24 protein-coding genes are annotated in these 26,829 nt (G+C 68.2%); 7 read left to right on the top strand and 17 right to left on the bottom strand.

The genetic code is table 11. The annotated features are described in order from the left end of the window. Positions 1–3: 3 nt before the first annotated feature. Positions 4–327: a c-type cytochrome gene (locus ACYVAK_RS09510; RefSeq protein WP_461060248.1), complete on the bottom strand. Its 324-nt coding sequence runs from the start codon at positions 325–327 to the stop codon at positions 4–6. Between the two features lie 160 nt (positions 328–487). Between ACYVAK_RS09510 and ACYVAK_RS09505 the strand changes: the two genes are divergently transcribed. Genes ACYVAK_RS09505 through ACYVAK_RS09495 form a run of 3 tightly spaced genes read left to right on the top strand, consistent with a single transcriptional unit; the run spans position 488 to position 8,220 of the window. Beyond that, complete coding sequence (locus tag ACYVAK_RS09505) at positions 488–1,654, top strand: efflux RND transporter periplasmic adaptor subunit (protein WP_461060246.1); 1,167 nt, start codon at positions 488–490, stop codon at positions 1,652–1,654. 9 nt (positions 1,655–1,663) lie between these two features. Beyond that, positions 1,664–5,119: an efflux RND transporter permease subunit gene (locus tag ACYVAK_RS09500; RefSeq protein ID WP_461060244.1), complete on the top strand. Its 3,456-nt coding sequence runs from the start codon at positions 1,664–1,666 to the stop codon at positions 5,117–5,119. Next, positions 5,116–8,220 (top strand): efflux RND transporter permease subunit, encoded by a 3,105-nt coding sequence (locus ACYVAK_RS09495; protein WP_461060242.1) that lies wholly within the window; start codon positions 5,116–5,118, stop codon positions 8,218–8,220. The genes ACYVAK_RS09500 and ACYVAK_RS09495 overlap by 4 nt, the downstream gene beginning before the upstream one ends. Before the next feature lie 28 nt (positions 8,221–8,248). On the opposite strand, the gene ACYVAK_RS09490 is transcribed toward ACYVAK_RS09495, so the two are convergent. The 10 genes from ACYVAK_RS09490 to ACYVAK_RS09445 form a co-directional block, all read right to left on the bottom strand. Continuing rightward, positions 8,249–9,520, bottom strand: a complete 1,272-nt coding sequence (locus ACYVAK_RS09490) for a glutamate-5-semialdehyde dehydrogenase (RefSeq protein WP_461060240.1) — start codon at positions 9,518–9,520, stop codon at positions 8,249–8,251. After that, positions 9,517–10,632 carry a glutamate 5-kinase gene (gene proB / locus ACYVAK_RS09485; protein WP_461060238.1) on the bottom strand — a complete coding sequence of 372 codons (1,116 nt, stop codon included), beginning with the start codon at positions 10,630–10,632 and terminating at the stop codon, positions 9,517–9,519. Before proB ends, ACYVAK_RS09490 begins: the two co-directional genes overlap by 4 nt. A 94-nt stretch (positions 10,633–10,726) precedes the next feature. Then, positions 10,727–11,947 carry a TraB/GumN family protein gene (locus ACYVAK_RS09480; RefSeq protein WP_461060546.1) on the bottom strand — a complete coding sequence of 407 codons (1,221 nt, stop codon included), beginning with the start codon at positions 11,945–11,947 and terminating at the stop codon, positions 10,727–10,729. Continuing rightward, on the bottom strand, positions 11,935–12,837 hold the full coding sequence (locus ACYVAK_RS09475; protein WP_461060236.1) for a carbon-nitrogen hydrolase: 903 nt from the start codon (positions 12,835–12,837) through the stop codon (positions 11,935–11,937). The genes ACYVAK_RS09480 and ACYVAK_RS09475 overlap by 13 nt, the downstream gene beginning before the upstream one ends. A 33-nt stretch (positions 12,838–12,870) precedes the next feature. Next, positions 12,871–13,896 (bottom strand): agmatine deiminase family protein, encoded by a 1,026-nt coding sequence (locus tag ACYVAK_RS09470; RefSeq protein ID WP_461060234.1) that lies wholly within the window; start codon positions 13,894–13,896, stop codon positions 12,871–12,873. Between the two features lie 100 nt (positions 13,897–13,996). After that, positions 13,997–14,329: a hypothetical protein gene (locus ACYVAK_RS09465; RefSeq protein ID WP_461060232.1), complete on the bottom strand. Its 333-nt coding sequence runs from the start codon at positions 14,327–14,329 to the stop codon at positions 13,997–13,999. 112 nt (positions 14,330–14,441) lie between these two features. Next, positions 14,442–14,567 carry a type B 50S ribosomal protein L36 gene (gene ykgO / locus ACYVAK_RS09460; RefSeq protein ID WP_029213509.1) on the bottom strand — a complete coding sequence of 42 codons (126 nt, stop codon included), beginning with the start codon at positions 14,565–14,567 and terminating at the stop codon, positions 14,442–14,444. Between the two features lie 109 nt (positions 14,568–14,676). Then, positions 14,677–15,684 carry an NAD-dependent epimerase gene (locus ACYVAK_RS09455; RefSeq protein ID WP_461060230.1) on the bottom strand — a complete coding sequence of 336 codons (1,008 nt, stop codon included), beginning with the start codon at positions 15,682–15,684 and terminating at the stop codon, positions 14,677–14,679. Between the two features lie 12 nt (positions 15,685–15,696). Further along, a complete protein-coding gene (locus tag ACYVAK_RS09450; protein WP_461060544.1) occupies positions 15,697–16,968 on the bottom strand; it encodes a nucleotide sugar dehydrogenase in 1,272 nt (423 codons plus the stop codon). A 47-nt stretch (positions 16,969–17,015) separates the two neighbouring features. Beyond that, positions 17,016–17,876: a hypothetical protein gene (locus ACYVAK_RS09445; protein ID WP_461060228.1), complete on the bottom strand. Its 861-nt coding sequence runs from the start codon at positions 17,874–17,876 to the stop codon at positions 17,016–17,018. A gap of 128 nt (positions 17,877–18,004) precedes the next feature. On the opposite strand from ACYVAK_RS09445, the gene ACYVAK_RS09440 reads away from it, so the two are divergent. Continuing rightward, complete coding sequence (locus ACYVAK_RS09440; protein WP_461060226.1) at positions 18,005–18,469, top strand: hypothetical protein; 465 nt, start codon at positions 18,005–18,007, stop codon at positions 18,467–18,469. Between the two features lie 5 nt (positions 18,470–18,474). On the opposite strand, the gene ACYVAK_RS09435 is transcribed toward ACYVAK_RS09440, so the two are convergent. Together ACYVAK_RS09435 and ACYVAK_RS09430 are read right to left on the bottom strand one after the other, a co-directional pair. Beyond that, positions 18,475–19,101, bottom strand: coding sequence for a TetR/AcrR family transcriptional regulator (locus tag ACYVAK_RS09435; protein WP_461060224.1), 627 nt, complete (start codon positions 19,099–19,101; stop codon positions 18,475–18,477). A gap of 21 nt (positions 19,102–19,122) precedes the next feature. Next, complete coding sequence (locus ACYVAK_RS09430; protein ID WP_461060222.1) at positions 19,123–19,380, bottom strand: acyl-CoA-binding protein; 258 nt, start codon at positions 19,378–19,380, stop codon at positions 19,123–19,125. Between the two features lie 162 nt (positions 19,381–19,542). On the opposite strand from ACYVAK_RS09430, the gene ACYVAK_RS09425 reads away from it, so the two are divergent. After that, the gene (locus ACYVAK_RS09425) at positions 19,543–21,531 is read left to right on the top strand and encodes an SDR family oxidoreductase (protein WP_461060220.1); all 1,989 of its coding nucleotides are present in this window, start codon (positions 19,543–19,545) and stop codon (positions 21,529–21,531) included. A 73-nt stretch (positions 21,532–21,604) separates the two neighbouring features. Here ACYVAK_RS09425 and ACYVAK_RS09420 read toward each other — a convergent pair whose 3' ends face one another. The 3 genes from ACYVAK_RS09420 to ACYVAK_RS09410 all read right to left on the bottom strand — a co-directional run bounded on the left by ACYVAK_RS09420 (position 21,605) and on the right by ACYVAK_RS09410 (position 24,778). Continuing rightward, positions 21,605–22,582, bottom strand: a complete 978-nt coding sequence (locus tag ACYVAK_RS09420; RefSeq protein WP_461060218.1) for a hypothetical protein — start codon at positions 22,580–22,582, stop codon at positions 21,605–21,607. A gap of 134 nt (positions 22,583–22,716) precedes the next feature. After that, complete coding sequence (locus ACYVAK_RS09415) at positions 22,717–23,334, bottom strand: phasin family protein (protein ID WP_461060216.1); 618 nt, start codon at positions 23,332–23,334, stop codon at positions 22,717–22,719. Positions 23,335–23,416: 82 nt separating this feature from the next. Continuing rightward, positions 23,417–24,778 (bottom strand): patatin-like phospholipase family protein, encoded by a 1,362-nt coding sequence (locus tag ACYVAK_RS09410; RefSeq protein WP_461060215.1) that lies wholly within the window; start codon positions 24,776–24,778, stop codon positions 23,417–23,419. A 29-nt stretch (positions 24,779–24,807) separates the two neighbouring features. Between ACYVAK_RS09410 and ACYVAK_RS09405 the strand changes: the two genes are divergently transcribed. Further along, a complete protein-coding gene (locus ACYVAK_RS09405; RefSeq protein ID WP_461060213.1) occupies positions 24,808–25,527 on the top strand; it encodes an FFLEELY motif protein in 720 nt (239 codons plus the stop codon). 31 nt (positions 25,528–25,558) lie between these two features. On the opposite strand, the gene ACYVAK_RS09400 is transcribed toward ACYVAK_RS09405, so the two are convergent. Continuing rightward, positions 25,559–25,834: a polyhydroxyalkanoic acid system family protein gene (locus ACYVAK_RS09400; RefSeq protein WP_461060211.1), complete on the bottom strand. Its 276-nt coding sequence runs from the start codon at positions 25,832–25,834 to the stop codon at positions 25,559–25,561. A gap of 91 nt (positions 25,835–25,925) precedes the next feature. Between ACYVAK_RS09400 and ACYVAK_RS09395 the strand changes: the two genes are divergently transcribed. After that, a complete protein-coding gene (locus ACYVAK_RS09395) occupies positions 25,926–26,783 on the top strand; it encodes an FHA domain-containing protein (protein WP_461060209.1) in 858 nt (285 codons plus the stop codon). The last annotated feature ends 46 nt before the right edge of the window (positions 26,784–26,829 follow it).

The raw sequence follows: 26,829 nt of genomic DNA, 5'->3' as shown, positions 1-26,829 counted from the left end.
TCGTCACTGGGACTTCTGGGCCGACAGGTAGGCGGCGATGTCGGCGATGTCGGCGTCCGAGAAGCTCGAGGCTTGTGCGGTCATCGTCGGGTGCTGGCGGTCGCCGGTCTTGTACGCCTTGAGGGCATTCACGAGGTAGGCCTCGTTCTGTCCGGCGATCTTCGGCACGTGGTAGCTGGGGTACGCGTTGCGGTACTCCGGGATGCCGTGGCAACCGGCGCACGTGTAGGCCAACGTCTTGCCGTTTTCGGGGTTGCCGGCGGCATGGGCAGGCGCCATCGCGATTGCGAGCGCGGTGCCGGTCAGGGCAGTCAGGAGTCGACGCATCAGACGATCCGGGTCAGGGTGGTGAGCCGGCGAAGTATAGCCGTCGCGCAAGGGGGGTGCGACAGCCGGTCACACCGGTGGTCACGCTGACTCTTGGCATATGCGCCGGGAAGCGGGGTGACGATAGTGTTGTATTAAACCAGCACACCACGGCCTGCCCATGAGCGCTTCACCCTCGAAATCGACCGCCACCCCGACCTTTGCTCTGGTCTTCGGACTCGCCGCCGCGCTGGCGCTGACGGCCTGCGCCGGAGGGGCGCAGGACGGCAGCGACGCCTCGGCGGATGACGCGGCCGAGACGGCCGCGGAGGACGGGAAGACGGGCGACGAGAAGAAGAGCGAGGCGGTGCCTGTCGAGGTGGCCGCGGTGTCCGAGCGCCGGATCGCCGCCAGCTACAGCGGTACGGCGAACCTCGAGGTGCCCGCGGACGCGCAAGTCGTTGCCAAGACGGGCGGCGTTCTGCTCCGCGTCCTGGTCGAGGAGGGCGACACCGTCGAAGCCGGGCAGCCGTTGGCACAGATCGACCCGGAGCGCACGCGTCTTGAAGTCGCCCGCGCCGAGGCCACGATGCGCCGCCTGCAGGCGAACTTCGAACGCTCCAAGGAGCTGTTCGAACGCAAGCTCGTCAGCGCCGACGCCAACGACCAGCTGCGCTACGAGTTCGAGTCCGCCAAGGCCGCTTACGATTTGGCGCGCCTCGAGCTGAGCTACACCACCATCACCGCGCCGATCTCGGGCGTGGTGGCGCAGCGCATGGCCAAGCCGGGTAACCTGATCTCGCTCAATGCGCCGGTCTATCGCATTGTCGATAACTCGCACCTCGAGGCCGTGCTCAACGTGCCGGAGCGTGAAATGAACACCATGAAGCCCGGACTCCCGATCCGGATGATGGTGGATGCGTTGGCCGGGGAGGTGTTCGAGGGCGAGGTCGATCGCATCAGCCCGGTTGTCGACTCGCAGACCGGCACCTTCCGGGTCGTCGGCGTGTTCCGCGGCCAAGACAAGCTCCGCCCCGGCATGTTTGGTCGCCTGAGCATCGTCTACGACGAGCGGGCGGCCGCCCTCACCGTGCCTCGCATCGCTCTGATCGAGGGCTCGGGGGAGTCCGCGGTGTTCGTCGTCGAGGACGGCAAGGCCGTGCGCAAGGTCCTGCAGCTGGGCTACATCAACGGCGAGTATGCGGAAGTCCTCGGAGGCATCGAGGCGGGCGAGCAGGTCATCACCCAGGGCCGCGTCGCGGTACGCGATGGCGCCGAGGTCGAGGTGCTGAATCCGACTGCCGCCGTGCCCGCCGCTACGGCCGTGGCCGACGCCGATATCCGCTGAGCACCCGCCATGAGCCTCATCGAGCTGGCCACCCGCCGCCGCGTCACGGTGGCGATGGCGACCGTCACCCTCGTCCTCTTCGGCCTCATCGCGCTGTTTGACCTGAAGGTCAACCTGTTGCCCGACCTGAGCTACCCAACGCTCACCGTGAGAACGGAGTACGTCGGTGCCGCGCCGGCTGAAATCGAGACGCTCGTCAGCGAGCCGATCGAGCAAGCCGTGGGCGTCGTGAAGAACCTGCGGAAGCTGCGGTCGATCTCACGGACCGGGCAAAGCGACGTTGTTCTCGAGTTCGCCTGGGGCACCGACATGGACCAGGCCAGCCTCGAGGTGCGCGACAAGCTCGAGCTGCTCCAGCTGCCGCTGGAAGTGAAGCCGCCGGTCCTGCTGCGCTTCAACCCGAGCACCCAGCCGATCATGCGACTCGCCATCGGCGCGTCGGGCGCGCAGGCAACACCGCAGGAGCTGATGACGCTGCGCCGCTACGCCGAGGAGACGCTGAAGCGTCGCCTCGAGCCCGTGCCGGGCGTCGCGGCGGTGAAGGTCGGCGGTGGCCTCGAGGACGAGGTGCAGGTGCTGATCGACCAGAACCGGCTGGCCCAACTCAACCTCGACATCAACGTCGTCGTCCAGCGCCTCCAGCAGGAGAACGTCAACATCTCCGGTGGTCGCATCGAGGAGGGATCGCAGCGCTACCTGGTGCGGACGGTGAACCAGTTCGCCAACCTGCAGCAGATGCGCGACATGCTGATCACCACGCTCAACGGCGTGCCGATCCACCTGCGCGACGTCGCCACCGTGGAGCAGGGCCACAAGGAGCGTGAGGCCATCATCCGCATCGGCCCGGCAGAGGCGGTCGAAGTGGCACTCTACAAGGAGGGTGACGCCAACACGGTGGCTGTGGCGGAGGCCATCAAGCAGGCCCTGCGCGACATGGAGCGCGAGACCGCGCCGCGCACGCCAGGTTCCGAAGGGCGCCGGGGGCCGCCGCAGGTCGCTACCGTGCCGGGCCAGTACACCGTCGATGGTTTGACCATGCGCACCGTCGAGGACCAGTCCGTCTTCATCGGTTCGGCCTTGAGCGAAGTGCAGAAGGAGGCGGTGCTGGGGGGGCTGTTCGCCATCCTGATCATTTTCTTCTTCCTTCGGGACGGATGGAGCACCTTCGTCATCTCGCTGTCGCTGCCGGTGTCGATCATCGCCACCTTCTTCTTCATGGAGCAGCTCGATCTCTCGCTCAACGTGATGTCGCTGGCGGGCCTCGCCCTGGCCACCGGCATGGTGGTGGACGATTCGATCGTCGTCCTCGAGAACATCGCCAAGGCGCGCGAGAAGGGACTCGGCGTGCTCGAGGCCGCCATCGTCGGCACCAAGGAAGTGGGCATGCCCGTGGTGGCGACCACCTTGACGACCGTCGCGGTGTTCCTGCCGCTGGTGTTCGTCGAAGGCGTGGCTGGCCAGCTGTTCAAGGACCAGGCGCTGACCGTCTCCATCGCACTCCTCATCTCGATGGTCATCGCCCTGACCCTGATCCCCATGCTCAGCTCCTTGAAGGCGACGGCGCCGATGGGTTTCCGCGTCGAGCGCGAGCCGGGAGCCATCCGGCTTCCACGCAGCCTTCGCGAAGCCGGCTTGCGTTTCGCGGCCCCGTACGTTGCGTTGGTCGCGCGCCGACCGGGCGCACTTTCCGCTGTCGCCGGCGCGATCCTGGTGGCCCTGAGTGCTCCCTTCCGGCTCATCGGCTGGTTCTTGAGCGCTGCGACCCTCGTGGCGGTGCGTGGTGCCTTGCTCGTGTGGCGGGGGTTCACCGGCTATGCGTTGCCGGTGGTCGCCAAGGTCGGCGAAGTCATCCTGCGGCCCTACGATGCCGCGGCCGATGCTTATCGCCATCGCATCCTGCCGGCGGCCTTGCGTAACCCGGTGGCCGTGCTGGGCTCCGCCGGCCTCGCCTTCCTGCTGTCGCTGGGGATGGCGACGACCCTTGGGACCGACCTCATCCCGCAGCTCGCGCAGGATCGCTTCGACATGACCGCGAAGCTGCCGGCGGGAACGCAACTGCAGGACACGGACCGGCTCGTCGCCGCGGTGCAGGGCCAGTTCGATCGTGACGACCGGATCAAGGCGCTGTTCGGCGTCAGTGGTACCGGCACGCGCCTCGATGCCAACCCCACCGAATCCGGCGAGAACATCGCGCGCGTCTCGATCGTGCTCGGCCAAGGCTACAGCCGCAGCACCGAGGCGGCCCTCACGGAAGACTTGCGCGGCTTCATGGCCGGTTATCCGGATGTCGAGGTGAAGTTCAGCCGTCCCGAGCTGGTCAGTCTGTCGACGCCGCTGGAGATCGAGATCCGTGGCACGGATCTGGCCGAGCTCGAGGCTGCAGGCAGGAAGTTGCGTGAACTGATGATGGCTTCGCCGCACTTCGCCGACGTGAAGTCGACGGTTGAGCAAGGCTTCCCCGAAGTGCAGATCCGCTTCGACCAGGAACGCGCTGCGGCCCTCGGCCTGACCACTCGCCAGATCGCCGACCAGGTCGTGCGGAAGGTTCGCGGGGAGGTCGCGACACGCTACAGCTTCCGCGACCGGAAGATCGATGTTCTGGTGCGCGCCCAGGAGCAGGACCGGTCGTCGATCGCCGAGATCCGGGAGCTCATCGTGAATCCGGAAAGCGAGCGCCCGGTTCCCCTGTCCGCTGTGGCCGATGTCGTCGAGACCATTGGCCCGGGCGAGATCAACCGCGTCGACCAGACGCGGGTGGCGATCATCTCGGCCAACCTCCGTGGCATCGACCTCGGCACGGCCGTCGAGGAAGTGAACAGCCTCGTCGAGGCGAACCCCTTGGGCGGCGACCTCCGCCTCGCCTTCGGCGGCCAGAGCGAAGAACTGGGCCGCTCGCTGCAGTCGCTGATGTTCGCCTTCGGTCTCGCCATCTTCCTCGTCTACTTGGTGATGGCTTCGCAGTTCGAGTCGTTGCTGCATCCGTTCGTGATCCTGTTCACCATCCCTCTGGCGGTCGTCGGCGCCGTGTTGGCCCTCCTGCTGTCCGGATCGCCGGTGTCGGTCGTGGTCTTCATCGGCCTGATCCTGCTCGTCGGTATCGTGGTCAAGAACGCCATCGTGCTGGTCGACAAGGTCAACCAGCTGCGCCTTGAGGGTCACAGCAAGGTCGATGCCCTGCTGGAAGGCTCTTACTCGCGCCTGCGCCCCATCGTCATGACCACCCTGACCACCCTGTTCGGCTTCGCGCCGCTGGCGTTCTTCGGCGGCGACGGTGCTGAAGTGAAGGCGCCGATGGCGATCACCGTGATCGGCGGCCTCACCGTCTCCACCTTGCTGACGCTGGTCGTCATCCCGGCGATGTACAAGCTGCTCGACCGCAGCAGCGACGAGGCCTGGAGGGCCGAGGGGGAGCGCAACAGGCAGATCGGGTTGATCGGCAAGCTGGTCGGAGAGTCGCAGCCGTGAGCCTTGCCGAAATCAGCCTGCGCCGGCCCGTGACGGCGATCATGTTCTACGTGTCCCTCATGGTGTTGGGGCTGATCGCCGCCTTCCGGTTGCCGCTCGAGCAGTTCCCGGCACTCACCGCGCCCTTCATCTACATCGAGCTGCCCTATGCGGGTGCCTCGCCGGAGGAAGTCGAACGGACCATCGTGCGGCCGGCAGAAGAGGCCCTGGCGACACTGTCAGGGGTCAAGAACATGTGGTCGAACGCCCGTGGTGACGGCGGCGGCATCTTCCTCGAGTTCGATGACTGGGCGCGCGACACGAACATCGCCGCGAGCGAGGCGCGTGACCGCATCGACGCGATCCGCACCGAGCTTCCCGACGATTTCCAGCGCTACTTCGTCATGAAGTTCTCGACGACCGACGAGCCAGTGCTGCGGCTGCGCTTCACCAGCGATCGTGACCTCCGCAATGAGTACGCGATGCTGGAACGCCTGTTCAAGCGCCGCCTGGAGAGAATCCCCGGGGTCGCGCGCGTCGACATCATCGGCGTCCAGCCGCCGGAGGTGGAGGTCGCGATCGACCCCATCCGCCTCGGCGCCCACAACGTCGCCCTGAATGACCTGGCGATGCGGCTCCGCGCGGTGAACTTCTCCGTCTCGGCCGGCAGCATCGACGACGGTACGCGGCGGATCCGCGTACAGCCTGTCGGCGAGATCCGCGATCTCGACGAGTTGCGCAACCTTGTCCTCAACGACCGCGGCCTGAAGCTGTCCGATATCGCCGACGTGGTGTTGAAGCCGCAGCGTTCCGATTTCGGTCGTCGCCTCGACGGGCGTCCGGCGGTCGGTGTCGACATCCAGCGCGAGGCCGATGCCAACCTCGTTCAGATGTCGCGCGACGTGTTGCGCGAGATGGTCGAGATCGAGAAGGAGCCCGAGCTGCGGGGCATCCAGGTTCTGATCGCGGACGACCAGGCGGAATCGGTGAAGAGTTCCATCTCCGAGCTCACCGAGGCCGGCCTCATCGGTTGCCTGCTGTCGATCTTCATCCTTTTCTACTTCCTCCGCCACTGGCCGAGCACGTTGATGGTGACGCTCGCCATCCCGGTCTGCATCGTGATGACCCTCGGCATCATGTATTTCATGGGCCTGACCCTGAACATCCTCACGATGATGGGCCTGCTGCTCGGACTCGGGATGCTGGTGGACAACGCGGTGGTTGTCGTTGAAAGCATCTACCAGTACCGCGAGAAGTACCCGAACGATCCTTACCGGTGCGCCATCGAAGGCACGCGCAGCGTGCAGCTGGCGATCAGCGCCGGCACCTTGACCAGCATCATCGTGTTCGTCCCGAACCTTTTCGGGGACGTCAACCAGATCAGCATCTTCCTCGGGCAGGTGGCGGCGACGATCACCATCTCCTTGCTGGCATCCTGGCTCGTCGCGGTGAGCCTGATTCCGATGCTGTCGGCGAAGGTGGCGACGCCAGCCTCGCTGGGCCTGAAGACCGGTTTCGTCGCCTGGTTGTCCCGCCGTTACGCGGATGGACTGCGCTGGTCGCTCGAGCACCGCGGCTGGTCGGTGTTCGGCATCGCGCTGATCATCCTCCTCAGCGTCGTGCCGGCGGCCACCGGCATGATGAAGTTCGACATGTTCAAGGAGGATGCCGGCCGCGAGATCGACATCTATTTCGACTGGAAGGGCTCCTACAGCCTCGACGAGATGCTTGGCGAGATGCTGAAGGTCGAGGAGGCCCTCGACGCAAGGCGCGAGGAATTGCAGATCGAGCAGATCTACACCGTCTACAGCGAGCGCGGCTGGGGCGGTATCGACGTGACCCTCCGCACGGAGGGCGATCTGATCCCGACGGAGGAGCTGCAGGAGAAAATCCGTGCGATTCTGCCCAAGTCCGCCCTGGCCGAGATCGGCATCGAGGGTGGCGGCGGGCCGGGCGGCGGCGGTGGCGGCGGCGGACAGAACGAGGGCGTCCGTGTCTCGCTCAACGGCGACTCGAACGAGGAGTTGATGGTGCTCGCCGAGCAGATCGTCCCGGTGCTGGCGCGCCGGTCCGAGCTTCGAGACGTCCGCATCGATACCGGCGACGAGACCAGTGAGGTGCGCGTCAGTGTCGATCGCGACCGTGCCGCGGCGTACGGATTCTCGGCGCAGGAAGTGGCGCAATACATCGGCATCGCCCTGCGTGGTACGCCGCTGCGGGAGTTCCGCGGCAGCGGCGAGGAGGTGCCGGTGTGGGCGCGCTTCGCCGGCGCCGAGAGGTTCCGTGTCCAGGATCTGCAGTCCCTGTCCCTGACGCGGGCGGACGGCAGCCGCGTGCCGCTGATGTCGATGGTCCGCGTTGACATCGCACGCGGTGCGGGTCAGATCAACCGTGAGAACCGCCGGACGTCGCTGAACATCGCCGCGAACCTCGGCGACAAACAGACCAACGAAGATGCCCGCAGGGCGATGACCGAGGTCCTGTCCCAGGTCACATTCCCCCCGGGCTACGGCTTCAGCTTCGGCGGAGACTTCCGTCGCAACGACGAGGCCGGCGCGCAGATGGCGTTCAACACGCTGATCGCGATGGTCATGATCTTCATCATCATGGCGGCGCTGTTCGAGTCGATGCTCTATCCGTTGGCCATCATGAGCAGCATCGTCTTCTCGGCGTTCGGCGTGTTCTGGTTCTTCGTCATCACCGACACGACATTCACGATCATGGCCGCCATCGGCATCCTGGTGCTGATGGGCGTCGTGGTGAACAACGGCATCGTGATGATCGAGCACATCAACAACCTGAGGCGCGAGGGCTACAACCGCCTGGATGCGCTCGTCGAGGGCAGCCGCGAGCGATTGCGGCCGATCTTGATGACCATGGGCACGACGATCCTCGGGATGATCCCGCTCACCCTGGGCGGCGCGCAGATCGGTGGCGACGGTCCGGGCTACTACCCGATGGCGCGCGCCATCGTCGGTGGCCTGATCTTCTCGACGGTGGTCAGCCTGGTCTTCCTGCCGACCATCTACGCCATCCTCGACGACCTCGGGAACTGGAGCAGCGCCGCCTTCCGTCGTGCCCGCGAGTGGGCCGGCGTGCGCGAGATCGGCGCCGCGCACTGAGGGCCGGGCGCGGGCCCGTTGGCCCGCCTCAGGCCACCCGCGTCCGCGTGTGCCCGGTGCCGCGCACCACCCACTTGAGGGTGGTCAGGGATTCGAGGCCCATTGGGCCGTAGGCATGCAGCTTGGTCGTCGAGATCCCGATCTCGGCGCCCAGGCCGAGCTCGCCGCCGTCGTTGAAGCGTGTCGACGCGTTGACCATCACCGCCGAGGCATCGACCTCTCGCTGGAAGCGGTCCGCCAACGCGGCGTCCGTCGTGGCGATGGCCTCGGTGTGCTGCGAGCCGTGCGCCGCGATGTGCGACAGCGCCTCCTCGATGGCGTCGACCACCTTCACCGACAGCACCAGGTCGAGGTACTCGGCATCCCAGTCCTCTGGCGTCGCGGCCGTGGCCGAAGGCAGTCTCGGCAAGGCGCGGGGGCAGGCACGAAGCGCGACGCCGCGCGCATGGAGTGCCTCTCCGAGCCGGGGCAGGAATGCGTCGGCCACCGACGCGTCGACCAGCAACGTCTCCAGGGCGTTGCAGGCCGAGGGGCGTGCGCATTTGCCGTCGATGGCCAGACGAAGGGCGGCATCGAGGTCGGCACTGGCCTCCACGAACAGGTGGCAGACGCCCTTGTAGTGGCGGATCACCGGCACGCGGCTCACCTCGGCGACATGCCGGATCAAGCCCTCGCCGCCGCGCGGGATCACCAGGGCGAGGCAGTCGTCGTGCTTCAGCAGCTCGGCGATCGCCGCGCGTTCGAATACCGGCACCGGCACCGCGGCATCGACGGGCAGGCCCGCGGCCTGCAGTCCCGCCTGCACGGCCTCGATCAGGGCGGCGTTGCTGTGTGCCGCCTCGCGGCCCCCGCGCAGCACGCAGGCGTTGCCGGATTTCAGGCACAGCACCGCGGCGTCGACGGTCACGTTCGGGCGCGATTCGTAGATCATCGCGATGGCGCCGAGCGGCGCGCGCAACCGCCCGATGGCGAGCCCGTCGGCGCGCGGCGCCTGCCACTGCACGTCGCCGAGCGGGTCCGGCAGGGCGTTCACGGCGCGCACGGCGGCGACCAGCGCGGCGAAGCGGGCGGGGTCGAGCCGCAGGCGGTCCTGCATCGCGGCCGACAGGCCCGCGGCGGCGGCGGCCTCGAGATCCTTCGCATTGGCGGAGAGCACGGCGGCTTCCCGCGCATCGAGCGCGCGAGCGATGGCCTCGAGGGCGGCATGGCGCGTGGCCGCATCGGTGGCGGCGAGGCGGCGCGCGGCGGCGCGCGACGCTTCCGCGCATCGGCGGATCAGCGAGAGGTCGTCGGGGGTCACAGCAGCACCAGGTCGTCTCGGTGGATCACGGTTTCGGGGCCTTCGTAGCCGAGCAGGGCGGGCAACTCGGCGCTCGGCTTGCCCAGCACCCGACGGAGCTCGGAGGCGTCGTACTGGGCGATGCCCTTGGCGAAGGCTCGGGCCTCGCCCTCCACCCGCACCTCGACGGCGTCACCGGCACGGAAGCTGCCCTCCACGCCGCGCACGCCGGCGGGCAGCAGCGAAGCGCCGCGCTCCTTGAGCGCCCGCAGGGCGCCGGCATCGACGTGCAGTTGCCCTTGGCTGGCCAGGGCGTGGCGCATCCAGTGCTCCTTGGCGCTGGCCGGGGTGGCCGTGGGTTCGAACAGCGTGCCCGGGCATTCGCCGCGCCCGAGCGCTTCCAGCGCTTCCGCCTTGCCGCCGTGGGCGATGACCGTGGCGATGCCGCGCGCGGTCGCTTTCGCCGCCGCTTCGAGCTTGGTGCGCATGCCGCCGGTGCCGACGGTGGAGCCGGCGCCGCCCGCGAGCGCGAACACCGCGTCGTCGATGGCGGCCACGCGTTCAATCCGCTTCGCGCGTGGCACCTTGTGCGGATCGGCGTCGTAGAGGCCGTCGATGTCGGACAGGATCACCAGCAGGTCGGCTTCGACGAGCACGGCGACGTGCGCCGCGAGGTTGTCGTTGTCGCCCACGCGCAGTTCGTCGACGGCCACCGAATCGTTCTCGTTGATGATCGGCAGCACGCCGGCCCGCAGCAGTTCGCGCAGCGTGTTCTTGGCGTTGACGAAGCGCCGGCGGTTCTGCAAGTCGTCGAAGGCCAGCAGCACCTGCGCACAGGGCACGTCGAGCAGTCGGGCCCAGGCGTCGAACATGCGGGGCTGGCCGAGGGCCGCGAGCGCCTGCTTCGCGGGGAGGGCGGTGGCGTCCAGCGAGCCCAGCAGGGCACGCCCGGCGGCGACGGCGCCGGAGGAGACGAGCACGACGTCGCGATCCTCGGCACGGGCTTCGGCGATGAAGCGCGCGATGGACAGCAGGTGGCGCGTCGACAGGCGTTGCCCGCCGGGCGCGATCAGGTTGCTGCCGACCTTGAGGACGGCGCGTTTCCAGCGGGGCAGGGCGACGGTTCCGGACACCGGCGGCTCTCGGGGAGGGAAGCCCCGAGTTCACCCGAGCGCGGTGGAGCCGTCAAATCACCGTACGCCCTGAGCGCATGCCCGCCGGCGGTGCTCAGAGCAGCTTGGCGAGGATGCCCGCACCGGCCGCCCAAACGGCCAACGCGGTGCCCAGCGAGGTCAGGAAGAAATTCAGCAGCGTGCGGGCCACGCGGTTCTTCCACCATCCGCCCACCGTGCGCGTGTCGTCGCGGAGGGCGAGGAAGTCGGCGTAGTCCGGCTTGCGCACCCAGGCCTCGACCAGCGCGCTGATCGTTCCGGAGCCCAGTGCGGGATGCAGCGGTGTGATCGGCGAGGCCACGGCCGCCGCGAGGATGCTCAAGGGGTGTCCGCCGGCTGCGAGGCAGCCCAGCGCGCCGCCCGCGGCGGTGATCGCCGCCCATTGCAGCAGCACCATGCCGCCGGTTTCGATGCCGCCCTGGTGCCAACCCCAGGCGAAACCGCCGAGAAGCAGCGCGACCAACGCGATCGTGAACCAGGGCAGGCCGTTGTCGGACGGAACCGCTTCGAGTTCCGCGATCTGCACCGACGGCGTGGCCGAGCCTGTTTCCAGTGCGGCCTTCAGGCCCGCAAGGTGCCCCGCACCGACCACGGCCAGCACGCGCTTACCGGGATGCGCGGCGCCGGCTTCGCGCAGCTTCGCGGCCATGTAGCGGTCGCGTTCGGCGATCACGGCCTCGAACAGCTCGGGGCTCTGGCCGGCGAACTCGGCGAAGCTGGCCTCGAGCACGTCGCCCTGCTTGAGCTTCTCGATGGCGTCGTCCTCGACCTTCTCGTCGACGATGAGACTGGTGAACAGGCCGGCGCCGAGCATCGAGCGCTTCCAGAATCCGAGGATGGACCACGCGCGCTTGAAGGTCAGGCCGATGTCGCGGTCGATCAGAACCATGGGCAGGCCACGCTCGGTCGCACCGATCGCGGCAGCCTTGAGCTCGGCGCCGGGCTCGACCCCCAACTGCTCCGACAGGCGGCGCTGGTAGGCGGCGAGCGCGAGGTTGGCGGCCAGCAGGCCGGCCTTGCCGGTCTTGATGGCCTGCACGAGGTCGAGCTTGGCCAGCGCGTTCGGATCGGTGAGCGCGCGATGGCGGGCGGGATCGAGTTCGACGGCGATGACGTCGAAGGCCTCGCTGGCCAGGGCGGCCTCGACCGCAGCCACGCTCTCCTTGGAGACGTGGGCGGTGCCGAGCAGGGTGTACGTCACGCCGTCGCGTTCGACGCGCGCGTGCGGCTGGTCGGCCAGCGTGGCCGGCAGGGTCGTGTCGTTCAATCGCGGAATCGCTTGGTCAGGTCGCCGTAGGCGTCGATGCGGCGGTCGCGCAGGAAGGGCCAGATGCGACGCACGGCCTCGCCGCGCGCGAGGTCGACCTCGCAGAACAGCACTTCAGCGGCGTCACGCGACGCTTCGGCCAGGACTTCGCCCTGCGGCCCAAACACGGCGCTGGAGCCCCAGAACTGGATGCCGGGGCCGCCCGCTTTTCCTTCAGCAGCGATCGGCGAGGCCTCGAAGCCGGTGCGGTTGCAGGTGAGTACCGGCAGGCCGTTGGCCACCGCGTGGCCGCGGTGCGAAAGGATCCAGGCCATGCGCTGGCGCTCCTTCTCGGCGTCGGTGTCGCGCGGGTCCCAGCCGATGGCGGTGGGGTAGAGCAGCAGGTCGGCGCCGGCCAGCGCCATCAGGCGCGCGGCTTCCGGGTACCACTGGTCCCAGCAGACGAGCACGCCGAGGCGGCCCACCGAGGTGTCGATCGGGGTGAAGCCGAGGTCGCCCGGGGTGAAGTAGAACTTCTCGTTGAAGCCCGGGTCGTCCGGGATGTGCATCTTCCGGTACTTGCCGCGGAAGCTGCCGTCGGCGTCGAAGACCACCGCGGTGTTGTGCGCGAGGCCCGGGGCGCGGCGCTCGAACAGCGAGGCCACCAGCACCACGCCGTGCTGCTTCGCGAGGCGCGAGAGGCGCTCGGTGCTCGGGCCCGGGATCGGCTCGGCCCGGTCGAATTCGTCCGTGTTCTGGTGCTGGCAGAAGTACGGGCCGTTGTGCAGCTCCTGCAGCAGCACGAGCTTCGCGCCGCCGGCGGCGGCTTCGGCGACGCGCTGTTCGATGCGCGCGAGGTTGGGTTCGGCGTCGCCCTGGTTGAACTCTTGGACGAGGGCGACTTTCAGGAGGCGGCTCATGGGATTACTCGCGGTGGAGGGCACGCACGGCGCTCAGGCCAACAGGCCGGCGGGCAGCTGCATTGTGATGCAGTGGAGGCTGCCGTTCTGCCAGATCAGCGGGCGGCAGGGCACGGGCACGATGGCGTGGTTCGGGAAGGCATTGCCCAGCATCACGGCGGCGGCGGCGTCCATCTTGTCGCCGTAGGCGGGCATCAGCACCGCGCCGTTGATGATCAGGAAGTTCGCGTACGAGGCCGCGAGGCGGCGGCCTTCGTCGATGATCGGCCGCACCCAGGGCAACGGGTACAGGCGATACGGCTTGTTGTCGGCCGTGCGCAGTGCGGCCAGCTCGGCCCCCATGGCCTTCAGGCCGGCGTAGTGCGAATCGGCCGGATCGTCGCAGTCCTGGAAGGTGATGGCGTCTCGCGCGGCGAAGCGGGCGAGGGTGTCGATGTGCGCGTCGGTGTCGTCGCCCTCGAGCGCGCCGTGGTCGAGCCAGAGCACACGGTGCTGCTGCAGGGCGTTCTCGAGTTGCCAGCGGATCTCTTGGCGGGTCAGCGTGGGGTGGCGCTCGTGCAGGCACTGCCAGGTGGTGAGCAGGGTGCCGTCGCCGTCGGTCTCGATGCCTCCGCCTTCCAGCGCGAAGTCGATGCGCTGGTGCTTGGCGTCCTTGAACAGGCCGGCGGCCACCAGTTGCGAGATCAGCGCATCGTCCTGCGACGCGCCGTACTTCCCGCCCCAGCCGGTGAAGCGGAAGTCCAGCAGGCGGAATCCCGCGCCGTCACGGAGGGTGATCGGGCCCGAGTCGCGCAGCCAAGTGTCGTCGTAGGCGGCGTGCACGAAGCGGATGCGCCCGAGGTCGGCGCCACCGTCGGCGAGCAGGGTGCGCGCGTGGGCCTCGAGCGCGTCATCCGCCACCACGACGACGAGCCGCTGGAAGCGCGTGATCGCGACGCCCAGCGCCACGTAGGTCGTCTCGACCTCGGCAAGACGCTCGGCCCAGTCGGTGCCGGCGTGCGGCCAGGCGATCAGGACGGCGTCCTGGGGTTCCCATTCGGCGGGAAAGCGGAGGCTCATGGCGGTCGGTGCGTTCGAGTCGATGGGAGTGACGAGGGCAGGGTTGCCCACGAAAAAGGCGCGGCGGTGACGCCGCGCCTCCGGTGCTGCAGGCCGGCGCTTACTCCGTACGCGTGGCGGGCGCCGGGCCAGTTTCGTTCGGCGCCGCGCGGTTCAGCACGGCATTCACGACACGGTCGTTCTCGAAGTAGACGGTGAACTGCGGGTAGACCCAGCGATGGATCACCGGCCACGCCGAGCTCTGGCCGCCGCGCGGTTCCAGCTTCTGCGATGGGGCACCGAACTTCGCCTCGACCTGGGCCATCGACTGGCCACGGGCCGGCAGGTTCGCGGCTTCGGCGGCGCGGCTGCGCTCGATCAGCAGGCGGTCGGCCTGAGCGGGGGCGGCGAACGCGAGGGCAAGGCTGGCGGCGACGAGGGCGGAACGCAGCATGGGCGGGTCTCCGGAAAGGGCGGGGGCGACACGGGATTGTGGCATCGCGATGCCCGAAAACAACAACGCCGGCACAGGGCCGGCGTCGTGGGGCATCAGGGCCGGGCGCGAATCAGCGCTGGCGGGCCTTGAAGCGCGGGTTCGACTTGCAGATCACGAAGACCTTGCCACGACGGCGCACGACCTTGCAGTCGCGGTGACGGGACTTCGCGGACTTCAGGGACGAAAGGACTTTCATGGGGCACCTGTGGGCGGAAGGGTTGATCGGAAAGCGCGCGAGTATGGGGCATCTTTTCCGGCGAATCAAGCACTTGGCTGAATCGATCCCCGATCGGCCTCGCGCGGGATCACGCCCGGTAGAAGTCGCGGTACCAGGCCACGAACCGCTGCACCCCGACCTCGACGGGCGTCTGCGGCGCGTAGCCGGTGTCCCGCATCAGTGCCGAGACCTCGGCTTCCGTGTCGGGCACGTCGCCCGGCTGGAGCGGCAGCAGGTTCTTGATCGCGGCCTTGCCCGTGGCGTCTTCGATCAACTCGATGTAGCGCGAGAGCTGCACCGGCGTGTGGTTGCCGATGTTGTACACGCGGTAGGGCGCGGCGCTGGTGGCCGGGGTCGGGGCCAGCGGATCGAAGCCGGCGTCGGGGCCGGGCACGCGGTCCAGCGTGCGGATCACGCCTTCGACGATGTCGTCGATGTAGGTGAAATCGCGCGTGTGCCTGCCGAAGTTGAAGACGTCGATCGGCTCGCCGGCGAGGATCTTCTTGGTGAACAGGAACAGCGCCATGTCAGGCCGGCCCCAGGGGCCATACACCGTGAAGAAGCGCAGGCCGGTGCTCGGCAGCCGGAACAGGTGGCTGTAGGTGTGCGCCATCAGCTCGTTGGCTTTCTTGCTGGCCGCATAGAGGCTGACGGGGTGGTCGACGCTGTCCTCGACGGCGAAGGGCAGCTTGCGGTTGCTCCCGTAGACCGAGCTGGAGGAAGCGTAGACGAGATGCTCGACGCCCTTGTGGCGGCAGGCCTCCAGCACGTTGAGGAAGCCCACGATGTTCGCGTCGATGTAGGCGCGGGGGTTCTCCAGCGAGTAGCGCACCCCGGCTTGGGCGGCGAGGTTAACCACGCGCTGCGGCTTGAAGGCGTCGAACGCGGCATCCAGGGCCTCGCGGTCCTCGAGCGAGGCCTTCACGAAGGCGAAGCCGGGGCGCGGCGTCAGGCGATCAAGCCGGGCCTGCTTCAGGCGGACGTCGTAGTAGTCGTTGAGGTTGTCGTAGCCGAAGACTTCGTCGCCGCGGTCCAGCAAGCGATGGGCGAGGGCCGAGCCGATGAAGCCGGCGGCGCCGGTGATCAGGATGCGCATGGGGTGGATCCGTTAGAGCCGGTCGTCGACCGCGTCGCGGGGCAGGGCGCCCCGGACGTCGAACAGGACGCCGCGGGGTTCGAGCCGATGGCGGAACGGCGCCGCGCCCTGCGCTAGCAGGGCGGCGTGCGGCACGGCGAGCACGGCCGCCGCGTAGGGGCCCTCCGGCCATTCGGCCTGCAGGGCGATGCCGTATTCGTCGAGGGCCTCCTGCGCCGAAGCCATGGGATCGAAGACGTCGACGGTCAGCCCGAACTCCTCGAGACCGCGGATGACGTCCACCACCCGCGTGTTGCGCAGGTCGGGGCAGTTCTCCTTGAATGTGAAGCCGGCAACCAGGACCTTCGCACCCGGGCGGAGCAGGCCCCGCCTACCGAGGCCGCGGGCCACCCGGGTGGCGACGTGGCCGCCCATCGCGTCATTGATCCGGCGCCCCGCGAGGATGACCTCCGGGGCGTGTCCGACGGCCTGCGCCTTGTGCGTCAGGTAATAGGGGTCGACCCCGATGCAGTGCCCGCCGACGAGGCCGGGCCGGAACGGCAGGAAATTCCACTTCGTCCCGGCCGCGGCCAGCACGTCGAGCGTGTCGATGCCCAAGCGATCGAACAGCGTCGCCAGCTCGTTCATCAGGGCGATGTTGAGGTCGCGCTGCGTGTTCTCGATGACCTTGGCGGCCTCGGCGACCTTGAGGCTGGGGGCCCGGTGGGTGCCGGCGGTCACGACGGCGCGATACAGGCGGTCGACGCGCTCGGCCGCCTCGGGCGTGGAACCGGACGTCACTTTCACAATGTCCTTGAGCCGGCGCGAACGGTCCCCGGGGTTGATGCGTTCGGGGCTGTAGCCGACATGGAAATCGACGTTGAAGCGAAGCCCGGAGCTCTGCTCCAGCGCCGGCACGCAGACGTCCTCGGTGGCCCCCGGATAGACGGTGGACTCGAAGACCACGAGCGCCCCTCGCGCCATCGCGCGCCCCACGGTGCGGCTGGCGGCCAGAAGCGCCCCTAGGTCCGGGCGTTTCGCCTCATCGACCGGGGTGGGGACGGCGACGATGAAGGTCCGGCAGCGGCCGAGATCCGTCGCATCGTCGGTCACGACAAGGCGCGTGGCCGCCTCCCATTCCTCGCGTTCGACTTCGCCCGTGCTGTCGATGCCGCGCCGCAGGGCCTCGATGCGGCGCGCGGAGACATCGAAGCCCAGAGTGTCGACGACGCGGCCGAACGCGACCGCGACGGGCAGCCCGACGTAGCCGAGACCGACCACGCCGACCGGGCCGAGGTCATCGATGGCGCCGGAGGCCGGCGAAGGGCCCCTTTGCGGGACGGATGAACCGGTCACTCGATCTGGCTCGCCGCGTGCCGCGCGTCCAGCCACTCCATCGCATCGCGCGGCTTCAGGCCGGCTGCCGTTTCGAACGCGGCGGCCGCGGCATCCTCGCCTTTGGCACCGTGCAGCAGCAGCGCGACGTTGCCCTGTTCGAGATGGGCTACGGGGGACTTCGGGGTCAGCTTCAGTGCGGCGGCGAGATGCTTCTCGGCCTCCGACGCCTTGGCGCCGTAGGTCATGCCGCCGATGAGCCCGCCGACTTTCGACACGATCTCGGCGTGGTAGACCGCCAGTGCGAGGCGCGCTTCGGCGTGGTCCGGCGCGATCGCCAGCGTCTTGTCCAAGCTCTCGCGCACCTTGCCGGCCAGCCCTTGCTTCAGGGCCTTCACGATGCTGATGCCCTGGCTGTAGCGTCCCAGGCCGAAGGCGCGGCGATAGTGGCTGTTGGCCTCGCCGGGCAGGGCGTCGACGGCCTGCTCGGCCACCGCGACGACGAATTCGAAGCGCTGCAGGCGCTCCGCCTCGTCATCGACGAGGTACGCCGCGTGGATGCCCATTGCCTTGGTGGCGAGCGACGCGCCGATCACGCCCAGCGCATGGCCCGCTTCGTGGGCGGCCTCGAAGCGGCCCTCATGGAAGGCGCGCCACCCCTCCTGCAACTGGCTTGCGACGCCGTCGGCGTCGAGTCCCTTGGGCGCGGCCTTGCCTGCCGACTTGAGCAGGGCGGCGGCGCGTTTCGCGTCCGGGAAGGGCTCGGCGTCGCCCGCGTGCAAGTCCTTCCACGCCTTCTTCAAGGCATCGCCTGCGAAGTCGAATTTCGGGGCCTTGGCGGGCAGGGCGGCCCAGCCGGACTTCTTCTTCGTCGCCATCGTTCGGGTCTCCTCGATCCAGCGCGAAGCCTGCGGCGATATTGCCGTCTCGTCTAGTGTGAAAGCTCTGCGGCGCGAACCAAAACTCCCCGCCGACGCCATTCCGGCGCGATTCCCACGGTGGTCCCATGGCACGTTCGTCCTCCCGCACCCGTAGCCGCAGCACCGCGCGTCCGCGCGCCGTCGCCGCGCCGGTCACGCCGCGCACGGTCTTCCTCGCCAGCCTCGGCGCGGCGGTTCTGGCCCGTCGCGAAGCCGAGCGCCTCGTCGCCGACGCCGCGATGGTGCCGCAGCGCCTCCGCGCGGGCGCCGACGCCGCCGTGGTCACGGCGCGGAGCGAGGTGAAGAAGTTCGCCAAGTCGGCGCGCTCGCGGATCGCCCCGATCCAGCGCGAGGCCGGCAAGCTCGGCGCCCAGTTCGATGCGGCGCGTGTCCAGAGCGTCGCGGAGGCGGCGAAGCGTCTGAATCCGCTGCTCGTTCGCGTCGGTCTGCCGAGGATCGTGGCCAAGGCTCCGGCCAAACGTGCCACCAAGGCGGCGGTGAAGCGTCCGGTCGCGAAGAAGGCGGCGGTGAAGGCGCGACGCCGCGCCTGAGGCGGTCAGTCCTGATAGGCCTGGCTGAGCGTGTTCAGGTGGACGCGCTCGGCGTCCCTCAGGAACGGCGAGATCAGCATCATCATCTGGACGATACCCTGCCGAATCGACCGTTCTTCGTCTTGGTCGCCGCGCGCGGCGCCATAGTTCAGCCAGAACGTGGCGACCAGCAGGATGTTGGTCGCCAGCGCGTCCATTTCGGCCGCCGATGCGCGCAACACGCCGGCCTGGGACAACCCCCGGATCACCGAGCTCGCGTTGTCGGTCGCACGTTTCAGGATGCGTGCGAAGCGCATGCGCAGCCGCCGGTTGCGACTAAGGATGTCGACCAGGTCGCGGTACAGGAAGCGGTTGTCCCAGATGCACTCGAAGACAAGGTGCATCTGCAGCCAGATGTCCTCCAACCCCGGTAGCCGACCCTCGGGGACGGTCATCGCCTCGCCGATGCGCTCCTCGAAGCGGCCGAACAGCTGCTCGATGATGTCGTCCTTGTTGCGGAAGTGGTAATACAGGTTGCCCGGGCTGATCTCCAGCTCGTCGGCAATGTGGTTCGTGGTCACGTTCGGCTCGCCCTGCGCGTTGAACATCGCCAAGGCGCAATCGAGGATCCGTTGCCGGGTCTGGGGGGCCATCGGGCAGGCGTGGTCCGGTCGTCAGGCCGTGAGTTTCTTCACGAGGTCGACGTACTTCTTCATCGCGTCCGTCTGCGAGGTGCCCTTGAGCTTCTCCCAGGCCTCGTACTTGGCATTGCCCACGAAGTCGAAGAACCCGGGACGGGCGCCGTTGACGTCGCCTTCGGCGCCTTGCTTGTACAGCGCGTAGAGGCGCAGCAGGGTGTCGTTGTCGGGGCGTTCGGCCAAGGCCATCACGGCCTCCTTGGCCTGTTCGAACTGGGTCTTGAGGTCGGGCATTGCGGCGATCCGGAGCTGGCGGCGAACGCTGAGATAGCACGCCCCCCGGGGCGGGTCAACGCGCCGCCACCGTTTGTCGTTTTCCTGCGCCTCTGGCAACGTAACCCGGAGTCCCGCGGCCTTGCGGGACCGGGTCTTTCGTCGTTCCGGGGAGAGGGTGACATGACGTATTTCGTGACCGGCGGCACCGGCTTCATCGGTCGGTTCCTCGTCAGCAAGCTGCTGGCGCGCAAGGGCCAGATCCATGTGCTGGTGCGCAAGGGGTCGCAGAAGAAGTTCGACGAAACCGCCGCCCGGATGGGATGGGATCGCAAGCGCGTACTGCCGGTCGTGGGTGATCTCGCGAAGCCGAAGCTCGGCATCACGGCGGCCCAGTTGAAGGCGATGGCCGGCAAAGTGAAACATGTCTTCCACCTCGCGGCGATCTACGATCTCACGGCCGATGCCGAATCGCAGCGGATCGCGAACGTCGAAGGCACCCGCCACGCGATGGAGTTCGCTGCGGCCGTAAAGGCGGCCTGCTTCCACCACACGAGCTCGATCGCGGCGGCCGGCCTCTACCCCGGAGTGTTCCGCGAGGACATGTTCGAGGAGGCCGAGGGATTGAACGATCCCTATTTCCGCACCAAGCATGAGTCCGAAGGACTCGTCCGCACGAACTGCCCCGTGCCTTACCGCATCTACCGCCCCGGCGTGGTGATCGGCCACAGCAAGACGGGCGAGATCGACAAGATCGACGGTCCGTACTACCTCTTCACCTTGATCAAGAAGATCCGGCAGACCCTGCCGCAATGGGTGCCGACGCTCGGTATCGAAGGCGGGAAGATCAACCTTGTGCCGGTCGATTTCGTGGTGGATGCGATGGACCACATCGCCCACAAGCGTGGGCTCGATGGCAAGTGCTTCCACCTCGTGGACCCGAATCCGGAGCGCATCGGCGAGGTGATGAACACCTTCGCCCGCGCCGCCCATGCGCCGGAAATGAGCATGCGCATCGATGCGCGCATGTTCGCCGTGGTGCCCGGCTACATCCGCAGCGCGATCAAGAACCTGCCGCCGGTCCAGCGGTTCTCGAGGGCCGTGCTGAAGGACCTGAAGATCCCGCGCGAGGCGCTTGGATACATCACCTACCCGACGCGCTTCGACACCCGCGAGGTCGAGCGCGCGCTGAAGGGCAGCGGCATCACCGTGCCGAAGCTCGAGTCCTATGCCTGGCGCCTGTGGGACTACTGGGAGCGCCATCTCGATCCGGACCTGTTCATCGACCGCTCGCTGCGCGGCAAGGTCGAGAACCGCGTCGTGCTCATCACCGGCGGCTCGTCGGGCATCGGCTTGGCGGCGGCCCATAAGATCGCCGATGCCGGCGCCAAGGTGGTCATCGTCGCCCGTGGCGAGGAAGAGCTCTTCAAGGCCCGCGACGAGATCAAAGCGAAGGGCGGCCAGTGCTTCGCCTACACCGCCGACCTCACCGACCTCGCGAGCTGCGACGAGTTGATCCAGAAGGTGCAGGCCGAGATCGGCCCGGTCGACATCCTGATCAACAACGCTGGCCGCTCCATCCGCCGTTCGATCGAACTCAGCTTCGACCGCTTCCACGATTTCGAGCGGACGATGCAGCTCAACTACTTCGGCAGCTTGCGGCTCATCATGGGCGTCCTGCCGGCGATGATCGAGCGCCGTGGCGGCCACATCATCAACATTTCGTCGATCGGCGTGCTCGCCAATTCGCCGCGTTTCTCGGCCTACGTGGCCTCGAAGGCCGCGCTTGACGCCTTCAGCCGCTGTGCGCAGGGCGAGCTGTCGGGCAAGAACATCGCCTTCACCACGATCAACATGCCGCTGGTGAAGACGCCGATGATCGCGCCGACGAAAATGTACGACTCGGTGCCGACGCTCACTCCGGAGGAGGCGGCGGATCTCATCGTGGATGCGGTGATCACGCGCTCCAGCCGCGTGGCGACGCGGCTCGGCATCTTCGCCTCGGTGCTGAACTCGGTGGCGCCGAAGGCCTACGAGATCGTGATGAACACCGCCTACGAGCTCTTCCCCGATTCGGCCGCGGCGAAGGGCATCAAGGGCATGCGCGAGGGCGAGAAGCCCTCCAACGAGCAGATCGCCTTCGCCGCGCTGATGCGGGGCGTGCACTGGTAAGCAAACCGGAAGCTGCACAATGACGAAGGCCCGCGCGAGCGGGCCCTCCTCATTCGTCGAGGACTTGCATTCGTCACGTGCACCGGCGCCAACGAACGTCGGAGCCACCGTTCGCTTCCATCTGCAGTCGGACGTCCCGGAGTACGGGGTGTTCGGGCGCCAGCGCACAGGTCTTCTCGACGCCGAGATCGACGCTGACGCGCGGACGCAAACCGATAACCATCGTACTGGCGCTGGACCAGCTCGCGCGTTCGACCTCGGGCAGTGCGGTGATGGCCTTGGCGGCCAGGGCGCGCCGCTGCGCGTCGCCGACGTCGCCAGCGGCGTTTGTTGTGGACATGGGACCGCCCTTGGTTTCCTGCGGGATCGTCGTGCGTCCTGGCGCCGGGCTAGGCGTCGTAACCATGGGCGGTGGCGCGTTCGTCTGAGCAGAGAAGCCCAGCGGCATTTCGTTCAAGCCCGCTCCCCAGAACACGATGGCAAGGCCAAGGACGGCCGCAGCGACGCCGGCGAGGCGCCTCGGGCGCTCGACGAGCGCCTCGGCTTCCGCAGCGACGCCATCGCGCGCGGTGGGGTCGAGGACTTCGCGGACTTTCGTCCACACCGTCGTGCCGTCCAGGCAAGTGACCTTCATGCGCGTGGCTTGGGGGAGTGCGTCGCGATCGACGCTTCCCAAGGTGGCGATGATGACTTCGTCCTGCTCCGCTTCCTGACGCCTGCGTTCGGCGTCCAAGAGGGCCGTTGCGCCAATGCGGTAGCTGGTGCCGTGCTTGTAGATGAGCAGCACCCGGCTGCCGTCCCGCATCAGGTGGCGTTCCGCCAAGGGCATGCCGCTCGGACCGGTCGGCTCTGCGGCCTGGGTGTAGCCCTCGCTGGCCAAGGCTTGGACGAGGAGGTCGAGGGCCTCGCGCCAGCGGCGGGTGTCAAGGACCTCGATGCCGATCCGTTGCGCGTGGGCCCGCTTCTGGAATCGATCGAACCAGAGTCGGCTGACCAGCACAAGGGCAACGGCGACCGACAGGGCAATAAGGATCGAGACGACAACGGACATGGGCAGTGGTGGCTGGGGTTTCGGGAGAGGGTAGCCTCTCGCGGTGCACAAAAAAACACGACGCCCCGAGGGCGTCGTGTCGTCAGTGGATCGTCATCCGGGGCGCCCCGTGCGCAAGGGCGGCCGGAAAAGCATCAGCCCTGTGGCGCGTCCGGCGCGGCGATCGGCGCCAGCGCGGCCTTTCGCGCCTTGGCCGGCTTGGCGACCGCCTTCGCACTGGGCTGCTTCTTCGGCTTCGCGGTCGTCTTCGCCGCCTTCGCAGGCTGCTTCGCCGGCTTGCCGGCCTGCTTCACCGGCTTCGCCGCCGGCGCTGCACCGCGCTGCTTCAGGGCGCGGGTGAGCTGGTCGACACGCCCGGTGAGCTCGATCAGGTCCTCGCGGCTCGGCACGCCGAGCCGGGTGAGGGCGCGTTGCACGCGCTCCTCGAACACCTTCTCGAGACGATCCCACGTATCGACGGCCCGTTCACGCACGGTGCCCACGCGCTCCTCGACGGCATCGCGGACCGCGTCGACGCGGCCGGTGGCCAGTTTGCGGGTCGCGGTTTCGATCGTCGAGCCTTCCTTCACGAGGGCGTCGAACAGCTTCGAACCTTCGTGCTGGGCGCGCTGGAACGCGCCGATACCGGCCAGCCAGATCTGCTGCGCCGAATCGGCGAGGCCGCGGGAGAGTTGCTCGGCCTTGGCTTGGAGGTCGGCGGGCGACGCCGCTGCCGAGGTGGTCTTGCGGGTCGACTTTTTAAGCTTGGCCATGAGCCTTTCCTACACCTTGGGGTGAGCGTGATGTGCCCGAAGTCTCGGGAGCGTGCCTAGAGCATTCACACCAGTGACGCGCTCAAGGACGTGGCTTTCGGGCGTTGGTACGTGTGCGCTTCGCCTCATGCTTCGAGGGGTGGGCCTCGCGCTGCAGCATCGCCTCGATGTCGTCGAGCGAACGCCGGAGGCGCGCCGAGGTTTCCGTCTGCGGGCGTCGGCGGCCCACCCCGTCGAGGATCGACAGATGATGATCGTCGAGGATCTCGTCGCGCAGCCGGAGGCCATGGCGGGCGAACATCGGGCCAAGTTGCTCCCGGCGTTCTCGGAGGTCCTTCAGCGTCGCGCGGAAGGCGTACTCGCATACCTTGACGCGGTTGTCGTAGCTGAACACGCTGGTGAAAAACATCTCCCCGTCATCCTCGTCCGGCTCCATGACGATCTGGTCGGTATCGGGGTACTGCCGGGCGTACTTTTCGAGCCCGACCTGCACCCGCGATTGCAGAAGCGTGCGGAACGTCTGCGACAGCACGACCGGTAGTCCGCCTTCTGCCAGGCGGTCGAGTCCGGTCGGACGCTTGCCGCCACGGCTTGCGTTGAATGGAACGAACGGGTTCACGCCAAGCAGGAGGTCGATGCCTTTGTCGAGTGCCACCGACGCGTGCATGGTGCGGCGCAGGGCGCCGTCGACGAAGTGGTGGTCGCGGATGCACACCGGCGGATAGAGGCCGGGCAGGGCTGCACTGGCCTGCACGGCGCGCGAGATCGGGACGTCGTCCCAGTCGCGCGAACCGAAGCGCACGGCTTTGCCGCTATCGAGGTCGACGGCGATCACGTAGAGCGGCCGGTCGAGCTCGCGGAAGTCGTTGCTGCGTCCCTGCGTGGTGAACAGATGGCGCAGGAAGCCTTCCACGCCCGCGTTGTCGAACAGGCCGTTGGGGATCACCCCGCCCATGCGCGTGAGCAGCTCGCCCAGCGATGCGTTGATCGGGTCGGCAAGCGACTCCCGGGCCCAGTTCAGCAGGAGCCCGGGGGCGCCGGCGGCGCGCCGGAGGTACTCGCCGAACGCGGGTTTCAGGAAGATTTCCGGTCTGAAGTGGACGTCTGCATCACCGGTCAGGAAGACTCGGCACATTTCCTCGGTACTGAGGCGGTTGACCAGCCCAGCCGCGATGAAGGCGCCCGAGCTCACGCCGACATAGCAGTCAAGGCGGGTCAGGTCGAGGCCCTCGATCGCCCTGTCGAGGGCTCGCAGGGCGCCAAGCTCATACATCCCGCCCGTGGGGCCGCCGCCGGCGATGGCGAGGCCGATCCGGCCTTTGCTGGGCGTGCGGGGCTTGGCGGGTTGGACGACGAGCATGGGATCGTGGCTGCGGCCGGTGGCGTCCGATTCTACCCGCGAACCCGGCGTCCCGTTCTGGCGCAGGCACGGGGTCGGCTGCATGATCGGGCACCCCTAGGCTCACTGTCGCCATGATCGACGACACCCACCATCGCGCCCGCCTCAAATCGGCGATCGCACGTCGCTTGCAGTGGCGCTCGGACGCATTCCGCCCGGACCACCGCGAAAACGCGTCCCCGCGCCTTGCCGTGCTTCGGTCCTGGCAATCGCAGCGCCTTGAAGCAAGCTTCGCGGACGTGCTCGCCGATCCGCGGATGCACGCGGCTGCCCGGTTCTTCCTCAGCGATCTGTATGCCGATCGTGACTTCAGCGGCCGAGATCGAGACGTCGACCGGATCATGCCCGTCATGGTGCATTTGCTGCCGGACACCATGCTGCGCGCTGCCCGCGATGCGATCGAACTGCACGTGCTGAGCCATGCGCTCGATCTCCGCATGGTGCGGGCCATGGACCGTCGCCGCTGGGCGAGGCTTGATGCCGTCCGGTATGGCGAGCTCTATCGCGAGGCAGGCCAGCCGCGGCTGCGGCAGCGCCAGATCGCGCTGGTCGTCGCGGTCGGACGCAGCCTCGATGCCGCGGTGCGGCGCCATGGCGTGCACCGCCTGCTGCGTGCTTCGCGCCTTCCGGCGCGCGCGGCCGGCTTGTCCGAGTTGCAAGGGTTCCTCGAGCGCGGCTTCGACGCGTTCGCGAAGCTTGAGGGTGCCGAGCCGTTCCTCGAGCGCGTCGCCCGGGGCGAGGGCGAGGTCAGCCGGCGACTCTTCGCCGGTCATGCCGAACCATTCGGCCACTGACAGGGCCGCTTCCGTGGGGTCGGCGACGGGGTCAGCGGAACTGCTCGTCGATCACACGGTCCACTTCCCTTTCGATGGACCCCTTCAGCGCGAACAGCAGGAAGCCCAGCCTTACCATCACCCTGACGTCCTTCGCCGTTACCGCGATCTGGCCGTCGACGCCGCTTCGGCTGAATTGCAACGTGTTGCCTTTCCAGCCGTAGGCCACGTCGAAGCGTTCGGCAATGCGTTCCGCGATGCGTTCGACCCGCGCCTTGGCCTCCTTGAGAGGCACGCGGTGGTTGCGGTGGATGTCGATGTCGGTCATGGGGCCCTCCTGGCCCGCGATTCTGTGCCATGCCATGCCGCGCCGGCCAGTCGCTGATGCCTGTGCTACCTTTCGCCGCGCAGGAGGCCCGATGCGACTGACGTTCCCGAACGGCGAGCACGCCGCCGTCAATCTCGAACATGGACAGGTGGGCGTGGGAAGTGCCGCGGGAGGCGGGACAACCGTCACCATCGCAGGGCTTGCTCCGCTGCACGCCGTGTTCGCGACCGGGCGTAGAGGAAATTGGCTCACCGTTCCCCAGGGTGCGACGGTGGTCGTCAATGCGCGGCCGGTGAAACGCATCGCCTTCCTGCGTGCGGGCGACCTTGTCTGCCTCGCCGGCGTCCACGTCCGGTTCGAGTCCGACGAGCCGCCTCCCGCGCCCCCGAGACCCGCCCCCCCGCCGCGTCGGCGTGCCAGCGAGGATCCTTCCCTCCCCGGAGGTGCCAAAGCGTCGCTACGCGGGCTCAGCGGTCCTTGGTTCGGTCGTTCGTTGTCGCTGTCCTCAGCGCGCATTCTGGGGCGTGGGGCGGGCAGTGACGTCCGCATCGATGGTCCGGGCTTGCAGGATCGCCACGCGCAGCTTGACGTCGAAGGCGGTGGCGTGGTGCTGCGCACGCTATCTCCCGCCGCCGTGGTGCGAGTCAATGGCCATGCGGTGCGCAGTGCGCTCCTGTACCAAGGCGACCAGATCGAGATTGGCGACCAGCGGTTCGTGCTCGAGGCGCCTGGGTGGGGCCGGGAGGGAGGCGACGGCGGAACGCCGCCGCCGGTTCGGCGGCACGTGGCGGCGATGGGTGCCCTGACCTCACTCGGCGCCCCGGCGCCCTCATCCTCCGCCGTCCCGCCGAGGAAGCGCGACTTCACTGGCTTGTATCTGCTCGTTGCCGCCGCGGCCGCCCTGGCGGCCGCCTTGACCGCGTTCTTCGTCTACGCGCCGAAGGCTTGAGTGCCCCTGGGAGACGATGCCCTGACGGGCATTTCGACATTCGACT

This window comes from Silanimonas algicola (genome assembly GCF_054777375.1).
This window is presented reverse-complemented; position numbering and strand designations above follow the sequence as displayed.